The sequence below is a fragment of the Streptomyces sp. Mut1 genome (assembly GCF_030719295.1).
Taxonomy (GTDB): Bacteria; Actinomycetota; Actinomycetes; order Streptomycetales; family Streptomycetaceae; genus Streptomyces; species Streptomyces castrisilvae.
The window spans coordinates 875962-888313 of sequence record NZ_CP120997.1 but is presented as its reverse complement, the minus strand read 5'-3'; the positions used below and the strand labels follow the sequence as shown (position 1 = coordinate 888313).

The window sequence follows — 12352 nt, the reverse complement described above, 5'->3', positions numbered from 1 at the left end:
GTGACGGCAGCGGTCATCGGCTGACGTTCCTCATTCTCTGGTGACTGGCTCCGCGGTCAGTGGTTCTGCGCGGAGGGGTGGTGCGGTGGGTGACGTGGGCCCGGCGGTGTGCGCCGGTCGCGCTCAGGTCCGCAGGCCGGCGGCCAGCGCGGCGAACGCCTCGCGGTACAGGCCCTGGAAGGTGCGCGTACGGCCCGACGCCACCCAGACCTCGACGGCGGCGCGCACGGCGGCCAGGGCCACATGCGCGAGCAGCCGTGGATAGAGGTCGGTCTCGGGGTCCTGGCCGAGGCGTTCGGCGACGACGGCGACCATCGCGGTCTCGTCGGCGCCCCGGGCGGCCAGGAAGTTCGGGAGCAGGGCGGGGCTTTTGCGAAGGACCGCCATCTGGAGCTCCCAGCGCTCGTGGTCCTCCTCGATCTGGGCGAGTTCCTGGGCGATGGCCTCGCTGAGGGCTTCGAGCGCCGAGAGGTGCTCCGGGGCGTTGAGCACGGCCCGGCGGGTCCGTTCGGCGTTCTCCTGGCCGGGGCGCGTGATCGCGTCCTCCAGGCACGGGAAGTAGTTGAAGAACGTGCGGACGGAGACGCCGACGGCATCGGTGACCGCTTCCACGGTCACGTGCTCGAAGCCGCGCTCGGCCGCCATGCGCAGCGCCGTGCCGGCCAGGGCGTCACGCGTGGCGCGCTTCTTGCGTTCACGCAGCCCCAGGGGCGGGTCGTCGCTCATGAAGGTGCATGCTATGCAATTTTGCAGCCTGGGCAAAATTCTGAACGGGCCGTCCGCATCCCTTCCCGGCGGCCTGGGCCGCTGTTACATTCCGGAAAACCAGAATTCATTTCAGTCTGTGACTGGAGGCTCCCCATGACGGCTGTCCATGATGCTCCTCACGTGCATGTGCCGGTTCGTCGCGAGCTGCCGCCGTCGATGGTCGAGCGGGTGACGCTGATCATGGACGTCTTCGAAGGCAGGACGGCCAGGCTGTCCCTGGAGGAGGTGGCCCGGTCCACCCAGCTGCCCAGGTCGACGGCGCACCGCATTCTCGACCAGCTGGTACGGCTGCGCTGGCTGGAGCACACCGGTCTCGGCTACGGGCTCGGGCGCCGCGCGCTCGGCCTCGGCGGCGGGGACGGCGCGCACAGCAGGATCAGGGAGGCCGCCGCCTCCCGGCTGCACCACCTCCAGATCAAGACCGGCCTCGTCGTCCACCTGGCCGTCCTGGACGGGGCCGAGGTGCACTACCTGGACAAGGTCGGCGGGCGCTTCGCCGCTGCCGTCCCCTCCCGGGTCGGCGGCCGGGCACCGGCCCACTCGACCGCGCTCGGCAAGGCGATGCTGGCCTGGCTGGAGCCGGAGGACGTCGAGGCCAGGGCCGCCGGGCTCACCGGCCGGCTGACCCGGCGCACCATCGCCGATCTCGGCACCCTGCACCAGGAGCTCAACCGGGTCCGGCGCCGTCACGGCCTCGCCTTCGAGCGCGGCGAGTGCTTCCCGGACATCGCGTGCGTGGCCGCCGCCGTCCGGGGCCCGGAGGGGCCGGTCGCCGCGATCTCCCTGGTGGGGGACGCCTGGTCGCCCCTGGAGAAGGTGGCCCCGCTCGTCGTGGACGCGGCACGGCAGGTGTCCGCCGAGCTGTTCCCGGAGCGGCAGACCCCGGTCCGGGGCGGGCGGCGGGCGGCGGCCGCACCCGAGGAGACGTGGTCGCCGCAGGCCATGGACAGCCTGCTCGCGGCGGGGCAGTACGGGGACTGGCAGTAGGGCGGGAGCGGGGCGGGAACGTATACGGCCCCACCGGTCCCGCCGGCCCGTACGCGTCCGGCACGCCCCGCCGGTCCCGCCGGCCCCTACGCGTGCGGCACGCCCCGCCGGTCCCGCTCGACCCCGCAGCCCCGTACGACGGCCGCCCGGCGTCGCCGGCCCCGTGAGCGCCCGCCCGGCGCTCTCGTCCCGTACCCGCCGCCCGGCGCCCTCACCCCCACAGGTCGCCCCACCCCCACGGGCCCGGAGGCGCCGGGGCCGCCGGGTCACCGATGCCGAAGCCGCCGCGGAAGAAAAGCATCGGACGGCCCTCCTCGCTCAGGGTCTCCAGGGCGAGGACCCGGCCCAGCACCACATCGTGGTCGCCCGCGCCGTGCACGTCGTACACATCGGCGTGCACCCGCGTGAGGACGCCCGGCAGGGACGGCGTCCCCCAGCGGGAGACCTCCCAGTCCAGCCCCTCGTACTTGCGGCCCTTGCTCGAACCGAACCGGCCGCAGAGATCCGTCTGCCCCTCGGCCAGGATGTTCACGGCGAACCGCCCCGCCTCCCTGATCCTCGGCCAGGCACGCCCCCGGTGGTCGGCGCAGAACAGCACCAGGGCCGGTTCCAGCGAGACGGAAGCGAACGACTGGCAGGCGAAGCCGGCCGGGACGCCGTCCCGGCCGAGGCCCGTCACCACCGTGACGCCGGAGGCGAAACTCCCCATCGTGCGCCGCATCCGCTGAGGGTTCGGCTCGGTCTCCTCGCATGCCTCGGGCGCGGACAGGGGCTCTGCGGTCATCGGGTTCACCTCGGGGGAACGGGGACGGGAACACTGCCCGGGACCGGGCAGGGGGCCGACCCTAGGACCGCCGTCCGGACCGCCGGGAATGTGCTCCCGATCAGTGGAACGACGCCGCGCAAGGCCCTCCGGGGGCCGCCGGAACCCGCCCGGCGACGGGCATCCCGCTGACCGAGACGTCCGCCGCGCCGCCCGGCACCCCGTGGTTACCGTCCAGGAACCGTTTACACGGCACCCATGGGCCGCCCGGCCACCGAAGACCATCGCCGGGCCCCTCGGGCCTTCAGGTCCACCGGACACCGAGCTCGACCGAGGCAGGGATGATGACGGAGCTCAGCCACGACTCCACACTCCGCGAACTCGCCACCGACCAAGGCGTGTTGCGTTACCACGAGGCCGGCGACGGCCCGCCCCTGCTCCTGCTGCACGGCTCGGGGCCCGGCGTCACCGGCTGGCGCAACTACCGCCACAACCTCGGGGTGTTCGCCGGGCACTTCCGCTGCCTCGTCCTGGAATTCCCCGGCTTCGGGGTCAGCGACCCCGCCGACGGACACCCGATGGCGACGGCCGCGTCCGCCGTGACCCGGTTCCTGGACGGGCTCGGACTCGACCGCGTCGACATCATCGGCAACTCGATGGGCGGCATCATCGGCACCCGCTTCGCCCTCGCACAGCCGGAACGGGTGCGGCGCCTGGTCACGATCGGCGGCATCGGCCGCAACCTCTTCAGCCCCGGCCCCGGCGAGGGCATCAAGCTGCTCTCCGAGTTCACCGACCACCCCACCCGCGAGGGCCTGGTCCGCTGGCTCGGCTCCATGGTGTACGACCGGTCGCTGGTGACCGAGGAGCTGATCGAGGAGCGGTGGGCACAGGCCACCGACCCCGAGACCCTCGCCGCCGCCCGCCGCATGTACGGCACCGAGGCGTTCGCCGCCCAGGCCGCCGCCGCTGCCGCTTCCGACACCGCGCCGTACTGGGCGATGCTCCACCGGCTGCGCGCGAAGACCCTGCTCACCTGGGGCCGCGACGACCGGGTCAGCCCGGTCGACATGGCACTGCTGCCGATGCGCACCATCCCCGACGCGGAACTGCACGTCTTCCCCGACTGCGGGCACTGGGTGATGATCGAACAGAAGGCCGCCTGGGAGAGCGCGGTACTCGCCTTCCTCACCCGTCAGGACGCGGCGTGAGCGCCCCGGCCCGGAGCGCCTGGGACGAGGAGTTCGACTTCGTCGTGGTCGGCAGCGGCGGAGGCGGCATGGCCGCCGCGCTGACCGCGGCCGACAGCGGCCTTTCCACCCTCGTGGTGGAGAAGGGCGCCAAGTACGGCGGCACCACCGCCATCTCCGGCGGCGGCATCTGGATCCCGAACAACCCCACGCTGCGCGCCAGGGGCCACGACGACAGCCGTGAATCCGTACGCCGCTACCTGGACCGGCTCACCGAGGACCGGGTGCCCGGCGCACGCCTCGACGCGTACATCGACCAGGGGCCCGCCGCGATGGAACTCCTCGGCCGGAGCCGGTGGATGCGGTTCTTCTGGGTCAAGGGCTACGCCGACTACCACCCCGAGTACGACGGCGGCCGCCCCCTCGGCCGGTCCGTCGAGGCGCTGCCCTTCGACACCCGCAAGCTCGGCGAGGACGAGAAGTACCAGCGGCCCAACAGCCTCAAGGGCCCGCTCGGACTGTGGATCACCGCGAAGGACTACCGCGACCTCGCCATGGTCAAGCGGACCTGGCGCGGACGCCGGGCCTCCCTGACCGCCGCCTGGCGGGTCTCCTCCAACATGATCCGCCGCCGCCACATGGCCACCGGGGGGCGCGCCCTGGTGGCCAGGATGCGCATGGCACTGAAGGACGCGGCCGTCCCCCTCTGGCTGCGCACTCCGATGACCGAACTCGTCACCGAGGGCGGCGCGGTCACCGGCATCGTCGTCCAGCGGGACGGCCGGACCGTCCGGGTCGGCGCCCGCCACGGAGTGCTCCTGGCCACCGGAGGGTTCGACCACAACCAGGAGATGCGCGAGAAGTACCTCCCCGAGGGCAGCCGCGCCGACCACAGCGCCGGCGCCGTCGAGAACGTCGGCGACGGCATCGTCGCCGGCCAGGAACTCGGCGCCGCACTCGACTTCATGGACGACGCCTGGTGGATGCCGTCCGTGCACCACCCGGCGGGCGCGACGATCCCGCTCGTCTCCGAGCGGTGCATCCCCCCGTCCGTGATCGTCTCCGGCGACGGCCACCGCTTCACCAACGAGTCGTCGCCGTACGTGAACTTCGTCCACGACCAGCTCGCCGGCGGGCACGTCCCCGCCTGGTTCGTCATGGACGCCAAGGCCCGTGCCCGCTACCCGTTCGCCCAGATCCTGCCCGGCGTGCCCTTCCCCAAGGCGTTCTACGAGAACGGCACCGTGCACCGCGCCGACACCGTCGCGGAACTGGCCCGGAAGACCGGCATACCCGAGGACACCCTCACCGCCACCGTCGCACGGTTCAACGGCTTCGCCAGGTCCGGCCAGGACACCGATTTCGGGCGCGGCGACAGCGCGTACGACCGCTACTACGGCGACCCGACGCTGAAGAACCCCAACCTGGACGAGATCGACAAGGCCCCCTACTACGCGGTCCGCATCGAGGTCGGCGACCTCGGGACCAAGGGCGGCCTGGTCTGCGACGAACACAGCAGGGTGCTGCGCGAGGACGGCACGGCCATCACCGGCCTGTACGCCACCGGCAACACCTCCGCCTCCGTGATGGCCAACGAGTACGCGGGACCGGGCGCCACCATCGGCCCGTCCATCGTCTTCGGCTACGTCGCCGCCCGGCACGCCGCCACCGCCTCCGCGCCCCGCCCGGCCGGCGCACCCGGAGGCACGCCATGAGCCCGGCTCCGCTGACCGTGCGCGTCGTGGAGGTGATCCGCGAGACGGCCGACGCCCACTCCCTCGTCCTGGAACCGGCCGACGGACACCGGGACGCGTTCGGCTACGCGCCGGGCCAGTTCCTCACCGTCCGGGTGCCGTCCGAGCGCCCCGGCGGAGCCGCCCGCTGCTACTCCCTGTGCAGCTCCCCGGTGCGCGACCGGCACCTCAAGGTCACCGTCAAGCGCACCGCCGGGGGGTACGCCTCCCACTGGATCTGCGACCACGTCACCGAGGGCGACACCCTGGAGGTCCTGCCGCCCGCCGGCACCTTCACCCCCGACTCGCTCGACGGCGACTTCCTGCTGCTCGCCGCGGGCAGCGGCATCACCCCGGTGATGTCGATCCTCACCTCCGCCCTGCACGCCGGGACCGGCCACGTCACCCTGATCTACGCCAACCGCGACGAGCGGTCCGTCATCTTCCACGACGAACTCGCCCGCCTGACAGCCGAATCCGGCGACCGGCTCACGGTGCTGCACTGGCTGGAGTCCGCCCGGGGCAGGCCCACCGCGTCCGGACTGCGGGCCCTGGCCGGTCCGTACGCCGGGCGGCCCGCGTTCGTCTGCGGGCCCGGCCCCTTCATGGACCTGGCCACCGGCGCGCTCACCGGCCTGGGGGTGCCGGCCCGGCTGATCACCGTGGAGCGGTTCACCTCGCTGGCCGGCGACCCGTTCGCCGAGCGCGCCCCGATGCCGTGGTCCGCCGCGCCCGTCAGCACCGCGGAGGTGGAACTGGACGGGGAGCGCCGCACCGTCGAGTGGCCGCGGGACACGCCCCTGCTGGACGTGCTGCTCGCCGCCGGCCTGGACGCCCCGTACTCCTGCCGCGAGGGCAGTTGCAGCGCCTGCGCCTGCGTCCTGGTCAAGGGCGAGGCGGCGATGGAGCGCAACGACGTCCTGGACGCCCAGGACCTCGCCGACGGGCTGATCCTCGCCTGCCAGGCCCGCCCGGTCAGCGACCGGCTGCACATCACCTACGACGGCTGACCACCGCACCCCCGACCGCTCCCCGTACCCACTCGACCCGGATGAGGTTCGAACCGTGACCAAGGCGACCGCCGCGATCGTCGGATCCGGCAACATCGGCACCGACCTGATGTACAAACTCCTGCGCTCGCAGTCCATCGAGCCACGCTGGATGATCGGCATCGACGCCGATAGCCCCGGCCTCAAGCGCGCCGCGGACCACGGCCTGCACACGAGCGCCGACGGCGTCGACGCCCTGCTGGACGGCGAGGACCGACCCGACCTGGTCTTCGAGGCCACCTCCGCGTACGTCCACCGGGCCAACGCGCCCAAGTACGCCGCGCTCGGCATCCAGGCCATCGACCTGACGCCCGCCGCGATCGGCCCGGCGGTCGTGCCCGCCGTCAACCTCGGCGACCACCTCGACGCGCCGAACGTCTCCCTCATCACCTGCGGCGGACAGGCCACCATCCCGGTCGTGCACGCCGTCTCCCGGGTCACCGACGTCCCGTACGCGGAGATCGTCGCGAGCGTCGCCTCGCCGTCCGCCGGGCCCGGAACCCGCGCCAACATCGACGAGTTCACCCTCACCACGAGCCGGGGCATCGAGACGATCGGCGGCGCCGCCAAGGGCAAGGCCATCATCATCCTCAACCCGGCCGAGCCGCCGATGCTGATGCAGGACACCGTCTTCTGCGCCGTCCCGGCCGACGTCGACCGGGACGCCGTCACGGCCTCCGTCCACGAGACCGTCGCCCGCGTCGCCGCGTACGTGCCCGGCTACCGGCTGCGCGCCGAGCCGCAGTTCGACGGGCCGACCGCGGTCAGCGGCGGCCTCGCCCGGGTCGCCGTCCTCATCGAGGTGGAGGGCGCGGGCGACTTCCTGCCGCCGTACTCCGGAAACCTCGACATCATGACCGCCGCCGCCACCCGGGTCGGCGAGGGCTTCGCCCAGCGGATCTCCGCCCGCCGTGCCGCTGCCTGACCCCCGCCCACCGAGGAGTACACGCGTCATGCCCTACAGCCCCGACCTGGACATCCGGGTCACCGACTCGTCCCTGCGGGACGGTTCGCACGCCAAGCAGCACCAGTTCACCGTCGACCACGTCACCTCCGTCGTCGCCGCCCTGGACGACGCCGGAGTGCCCGTCATCGAGGTCACCCACGGTGACGGCCTCGGCGGGTCCTCCTTCAACTACGGCTTCAGCCACACCCCCGAGCAGGAACTCATCAAGGCCGCCGTGAAGACCGCGCGCCGGGCGAAGATCGCCTTCCTGATGCTGCCGGGCCTCGGCCTCCAGGACGACATCCGCGAGGCCGCCGGCAACGGCGCCGCGATCTGCCGTATCGCCACCCACTGTACCGAGGCCGACATCTCGGTCCAGCACTTCGGCCTCGCGCGCGAACTCGGCCTGGAGACCGTCGGGTTCCTGATGATGTCGCACAGCAGCCCGCCCGAGGCCCTGGCCCGCCAGGCGCGCATCATGGCCGACGCGGGATGCCAGTGCGTGTACGTGGTCGACTCCGCGGGCGCCCTCGTCATGGAGCAGACGAGCGACCGCATCGCCGCCCTCGTCGCCGAACTGGGCACCGACGCCCAGGTCGGCTTCCACGGACACGAGAACCTGGGCCTCGGCGTCGCCAACTCCATCCTCGCGGTACGCGCCGGAGCCACCCAGATCGACGGCTCGACCCGGCGGTTCGGCGCGGGCGCCGGCAACACCCCCGTCGAGGGGTTCGCCGCCGTCGCCGAGAAGCTGGGCATCCGCACCGGCATCGACGTACTGAAGATCATCGACGCGGCCGAGGACGTGGTCCGGCCCGTCATGGACGGCGAGTGCCTGCTCGACCGCCTCTCCCTGACCATGGGCTACGCCGGGGTCTACTCCAGTTTCCTGAAGCACGCCGCCCGGCAGGCCGCCACCTACCAGGTCTCCGGCGCCGAAATCCTCATGGAGGCGGGCCGCCGCAAGCTCGTCGGCGGCCAGGAGGACCAGCTCATCGAGATCGCGGTCGCCCTCGCGGCGAAGAACTCTTCCGGGAAGTGAGAACAGCCATGTCCAACCCCGTACTCGAAGCCGTCGAGCAGCGCGCCGACGAGATCCGCGCGCTGGGCCCCGCCAACGAGGCGCTCGGCAGGCTGGACGACCAGGCGGCGAAGATCCTCAAGGACGTCGGCGCGATCCGCATGCTCCAGCCGAAGACGTACGGCGGCCTCGAACTGCACCCGCGCGAGTTCGCCGAGACCGTCATGAGGATCGCCTCCTGCGACGGCGCGACCGGCTGGGTCGCGGGCGTCGTCGGCGTCCACCCCTGGGAGATGGCGATGGCCGACCCCCGGGTGCAGGAGGAGATCTGGGGCGAGGACCCCGACACCTGGATCGCGTCCCCCTACGCCCCGATGGGCCTGCTCAGGCCCGTCGACGGCGGCTACGTCTTCAACGGCCGCTGGCAGTTCTCCTCCGGCACCGACCACTGCCGGTGGATCTTCCTCGGCGGCTTCCTCGCCGACGCCGAAGGCGACCGGCTCAGCCCCCCGCGGTCCGTGCACGTCATCCTGCCGCGCGCCGACTACGAGATCGTGGACGACTCCTGGGACGTCGTCGGGCTGCGCGGCACCGGCAGCAAGGACGTCGTCGTCAAGGACGCCTTCGTGCCCGCCCACCGCGTCATCGAGTACGCCAAGGTGGTCGACGGCTCGCTGGCCGCCGAGTCCGGGCTGACCAACCCCGCCTACCGGCTGCCCTTCTCCGCCGCCTTCCCGCTCGGCATCACCGCCGCGGTCATCGGCATCTGCGAGGGCGCCCTCGCCCACCACCTCACCTACCAGCGCACCCGGGTCCAGATCACCGGCCAGGCCGTGCGCGACGACCCGTACGTCCTCTACGCGATCAGCGACGCGGCCGCCGAGATCGCGGCCTCCCGCGCCGCGCTCCTGGACAACGTCTCGCAGATGTACGACGCGGTCGCGGCCGGCCGGGAGATCACCTTCGAGCGGCGCGCCGTCGGCCGCCGCGCCCAGGCCGCCGCCGCCTGGCGGGCCGTCCGCGCGGTGGACGAGATCGTCGCCCGCTCCGGCGGCAACGCGATGCGCCTGGACAACCCCATCCAGCGGTTCTGGCGCGACGCGCACACCGGGCTCGCGCACGCCATCCACGTACCCGGCTCGGTCTTCCACGCCGCCGCCCTCACCGAGATCGGCGTCGAGCCGCCGCAGGGGCCCATGCGCTCGATGATCTGAGGTCCCGGTCCGCAGCACGCCCGTTCAGAGAGGAACCCCCATGACACAGATCCGCGGACTCGGGTATCTCCGGGTCAGGACCCGCGACATCGACCGCTGGCGCGAACTCGCCGTGGACGCCCTCGGCTTCGCCGTGGGCTCCGGGCCCGACCCCGACGGCCTGTACCTGCGCATGGACGAACGCCGCTCCCGGCTCGTCGTCCTGCCCGGTGACACCGACCGGGTGCTGTCGGTCGGCTGGGAGGTGCGCGACCGCTTCGCCCTCGCCGCCGTCGGCCGCGCCGTCGAGGCATCCGGTACGCCCGTCAAGCCGCTCACCCGGGAGGAGGCCGACGACCGGGGCGTGGAGGAGGCCCTCACCTTCACCGACCCCGCCGGGGTGACCGTCGAGGTGTTCCACGCCCCGGTCCTCGACCACAGCCCCGTACTGACCGGTCTCGGCCAGCGCTTCGTCACCGGGGAACAGGGCATGGGCCACATCGTCGTACCCACCACCAGCCCGGACGAGACGATCGCCTTCTACACCGAGGTGCTGGGCTTCCTGCCGCGCGGGGCCATGCGGCTCGGCGGCGGCACGTCCTCGCGCCGGGTCCGCTTCATGGGCGTCAACCAACGCCACCACAGCCTCGCCGTCTGCCCCGCCCCGCACGGCGAGGCGCCCGGACTCGTCCATCTGATGGTCGAGGCGGACACCCTGGACGCGGTCGGCCGCGCCCTGGACAACGTGGCGAAGCACGGCTTCCCGCTGTCCTCCACCCTGGGCCGGCACACCAACGACAAGATGGTGTCGTTCTACGTACGTGCCCCGGGCGGCTGGGACGTCGAGTACGGCTGCGAGGGCATGCTCGTGGACGAACGGCACTACACCGCCGAGGAGATCACCGCCGACAGCTACTGGGGCCACGACTGGTCCGGCTCCGAACCGCTGGCCGCCTTCACCCCGCCGGGCCCGTCCGCGTGAGCGATGCGCCGGCCGCCGGTTCCGACACCGTCCGGGGCCGGCGCCCGCCGGGAGGTCGGCCCGGCAGCACGTAGGACGGTCACACCCCCCGAGCAGACCGTCGCTCGGGGGGTGTGACCGTCCTACGTGCTGCCGGGCGCCTCACCCCCGCCCGGCCGGGCCGCCACCGTCCACGACCTCGATCGCCCCGGTCAGCGCCGCCGCGCGGATCGTCTCGCGCAGCGCGCCGCAGCCCTCGAAGGCCGTGGCCGCCGTGTCGCGTTCCGCGCAGGCGGCCACGGCCGGGGCGTCCCACTGCACGCTCGTCTGCTGCCAGCTGCTCTTGCGCACCAGGACCCGCGCGGCGCACCGCTCGCAGGACAGCGGCCGCATCGGGGCGCCGTCGGCGAGCCGGTTGTCGACCCGCGTCACGCCGGCCCTCCCGCCGCCGCGGCCCTGCGGGCGAGGTTCGCCTCGACCTCCTTCTGCCACGCCTCGACGGGCCGGGTGGTGTCCAGCTCGAACTCGAAGCGGTCGGTCATCTCCGGCCGCACATCGGCCACGTCCACGTAGAACTGCTCGTACCAGCGCCGCAGCTGGTAGACCGGGCCGTCCTCCTCGCAGAGCAGCGGGTTGTCGATGCGCGCCTTGTTCTTCCAGATCTCGATGTCCTGCTCGAACCCGAGCTTGATGAACTGCGCCATCCCGGAAGCCAGCTGGTCGGCGGCCTCGCCCCGCATGGCGGGCGAGCGCCGCACGATGATCCCGTACTGGAGGATGAACCGGTCCGCGTCGACCGGATAGTGACAGTTGATCAGGACGCAGTCCACGTCGCCGGTCTCGTAGTGGTACGTCAGGTCGTCGATCATGAACGACGGGCCGTGGTACGAGGCGACCGAGGTGCTGCCGATCGTCTTCTGCTGCTTGCCGTCCTCCTGGGGCCGGGCGTCGGGGCGGCCGGTGGCGCGCATGCGCTGGGTGGCGGTGTGCCCCTCGAAGACGTTCTTGAAGTACGTCGGGAAGGAGTAGTGGACGTAGAAGAAGTGGGCCATGTCCACCACGTTGTCCACGACTTCGCGGCAGTTGGCGTCCACGACGGTCTCGTACCAGAGCCACTCGGTCCACTCGTCGCTCGTCGCGCCCCCGATGCGGGGGATACGCACGTCGTCGGGCGGCGGGTTGCCCTCCGGGTCGTTCCAGACGAAGAGCATCCCGTCCTGGTCCAGCGTCCGCCAGGCCGCCGTGCGGGCCCGCAGCGGCACCCGCTTGGAGTACGGGATCTGCTTGCAGCGGCCGTCGCCGCCCCAGCGCCAGTCGTGGAACGGGCAGGCGACCTGGTCGCCCTTGACGGTGCCCTGCGAGAGGTCGCCGCCCATGTGGCGGCAGTGGGCGTCCAGGACGTTGAGGGTGCCGTCACCCGCCTGGAACACCACGAGCTTCTGCCCGAAGGCGTGGACCGCGTGCGGCTTGCCGTCCTTGTACTTCTCCGACAGGCCCAGGCAGTGCCAGCCGCGTGCGAAACGGGCGGGTGCCGCGGTGGCCTCGATGGCCCTGACGTCGTCGTGTGCCGACTCGACTGCGCTCACGTTGCTCTCATCCCCTTCGAGGACCCTGGTCTCCGAGTCCCGGACGCTAGGCCCGCGTTCCGGTGCGCGGGCGGGGGAGTCCCACTGACCGGTACCCGGCTTCCCACGCCCGCCGGCGGCCCGTCCCGGTCGGTGGGACGGCGCACGCGCCCCGG

General features: G+C 72.6%; 12 protein-coding genes. 8 read left to right on the top strand and 4 right to left on the bottom strand.

Annotated elements, in window-relative coordinates; translation table 11 throughout:
- Positions 1-123: 123 nt before the first annotated feature.
- Positions 124-726 (bottom strand): acyl-CoA-like ligand-binding transcription factor, encoded by a 603-nt coding sequence (locus P8A18_RS03540; RefSeq protein WP_306051710.1) that lies wholly within the window; start codon positions 724-726, stop codon positions 124-126.
- Positions 727-924: 198 nt separating this feature from the next.
- Here P8A18_RS03540 and P8A18_RS03535 point away from each other — a divergent pair, with 198 nt between their 5' ends.
- Positions 925-1755, top strand: a complete 831-nt coding sequence (locus P8A18_RS03535) for an IclR family transcriptional regulator (protein ID WP_306060661.1) — start codon at positions 925-927, stop codon at positions 1753-1755.
- A 211-nt stretch (positions 1756-1966) separates the two neighbouring features.
- On the opposite strand, the gene P8A18_RS03530 is transcribed toward P8A18_RS03535, so the two are convergent.
- A complete protein-coding gene (locus P8A18_RS03530) occupies positions 1967-2539 on the bottom strand; it encodes a flavin reductase family protein (protein WP_306051708.1) in 573 nt (190 codons plus the stop codon).
- A gap of 323 nt (positions 2540-2862) precedes the next feature.
- Between P8A18_RS03530 and P8A18_RS03525 the strand changes: the two genes are divergently transcribed.
- From P8A18_RS03525 to P8A18_RS03495, 7 genes are read left to right on the top strand one after another with little or no spacing between them, the layout of a single operon-like run.
- Complete coding sequence (locus P8A18_RS03525) at positions 2863-3729, top strand: alpha/beta fold hydrolase (protein ID WP_445978188.1); 867 nt, start codon at positions 2863-2865, stop codon at positions 3727-3729.
- Complete coding sequence (locus tag P8A18_RS03520; protein WP_306051705.1) at positions 3726-5423, top strand: FAD-binding protein; 1698 nt, start codon at positions 3726-3728, stop codon at positions 5421-5423. The genes P8A18_RS03525 and P8A18_RS03520 overlap by 4 nt, the downstream gene beginning before the upstream one ends.
- On the top strand, positions 5420-6451 hold the full coding sequence (locus P8A18_RS03515; protein ID WP_306051703.1) for a ferredoxin--NADP reductase: 1032 nt from the start codon (positions 5420-5422) through the stop codon (positions 6449-6451). The genes P8A18_RS03520 and P8A18_RS03515 overlap by 4 nt, the downstream gene beginning before the upstream one ends.
- Before the next feature lie 55 nt (positions 6452-6506).
- Complete coding sequence (locus tag P8A18_RS03510; RefSeq protein WP_306051700.1) at positions 6507-7415, top strand: acetaldehyde dehydrogenase (acetylating); 909 nt, start codon at positions 6507-6509, stop codon at positions 7413-7415.
- Positions 7416-7443: 28 nt separating this feature from the next.
- Positions 7444-8478, top strand: a complete 1035-nt coding sequence (dmpG, locus tag P8A18_RS03505) for a 4-hydroxy-2-oxovalerate aldolase (protein WP_306051698.1) — start codon at positions 7444-7446, stop codon at positions 8476-8478.
- Positions 8479-8486: 8 nt separating this feature from the next.
- Positions 8487-9671, top strand: coding sequence for an acyl-CoA dehydrogenase family protein (locus P8A18_RS03500; protein WP_306051695.1), 1185 nt, complete (start codon positions 8487-8489; stop codon positions 9669-9671).
- Positions 9672-9711: 40 nt separating this feature from the next.
- Positions 9712-10632, top strand: a complete 921-nt coding sequence (locus P8A18_RS03495; protein ID WP_306051693.1) for a VOC family protein — start codon at positions 9712-9714, stop codon at positions 10630-10632.
- A 141-nt stretch (positions 10633-10773) separates the two neighbouring features.
- On the opposite strand, the gene P8A18_RS03490 is transcribed toward P8A18_RS03495, so the two are convergent.
- Complete coding sequence (locus P8A18_RS03490; RefSeq protein ID WP_306051690.1) at positions 10774-11043, bottom strand: ferredoxin; 270 nt, start codon at positions 11041-11043, stop codon at positions 10774-10776.
- Complete coding sequence (locus P8A18_RS03485) at positions 11040-12197, bottom strand: 3-ketosteroid-9-alpha-monooxygenase, oxygenase component (RefSeq protein WP_306051689.1); 1158 nt, start codon at positions 12195-12197, stop codon at positions 11040-11042. The genes P8A18_RS03490 and P8A18_RS03485 overlap by 4 nt, the downstream gene beginning before the upstream one ends.
- Positions 12198-12352 lie beyond the last annotated feature (155 nt).

Excerpts from the sequence above, each read along its gene's own strand:
- P8A18_RS03530 (WP_306051708.1), bottom strand. The coding sequence starts at position 2,539 with ATGACCGCAGAGCCCCTGTCCGCGCCCGAGGCATGCGAGGAGACCGAG.
- P8A18_RS03515 (WP_306051703.1), top strand. The coding sequence starts at position 5,420 with ATGAGCCCGGCTCCGCTGACCGTGCGCGTCGTGGAGGTGATCCGCGAG.
- P8A18_RS03525 (WP_445978188.1), top strand. The coding sequence starts at position 2,863 with ATGACGGAGCTCAGCCACGACTCCACACTCCGCGAACTCGCCACCGAC.
- dmpG (WP_306051698.1), top strand. The coding sequence starts at position 7,444 with ATGCCCTACAGCCCCGACCTGGACATCCGGGTCACCGACTCGTCCCTG.
- P8A18_RS03535 (WP_306060661.1), top strand. The coding sequence starts at position 925 with ATGGTCGAGCGGGTGACGCTGATCATGGACGTCTTCGAAGGCAGGACG.
- P8A18_RS03540 (WP_306051710.1), bottom strand. The coding sequence starts at position 726 with ATGAGCGACGACCCGCCCCTGGGGCTGCGTGAACGCAAGAAGCGCGCC.
- P8A18_RS03495 (WP_306051693.1), top strand. The coding sequence starts at position 9,712 with ATGACACAGATCCGCGGACTCGGGTATCTCCGGGTCAGGACCCGCGAC.
- P8A18_RS03500 (WP_306051695.1), top strand. The coding sequence starts at position 8,487 with ATGTCCAACCCCGTACTCGAAGCCGTCGAGCAGCGCGCCGACGAGATC.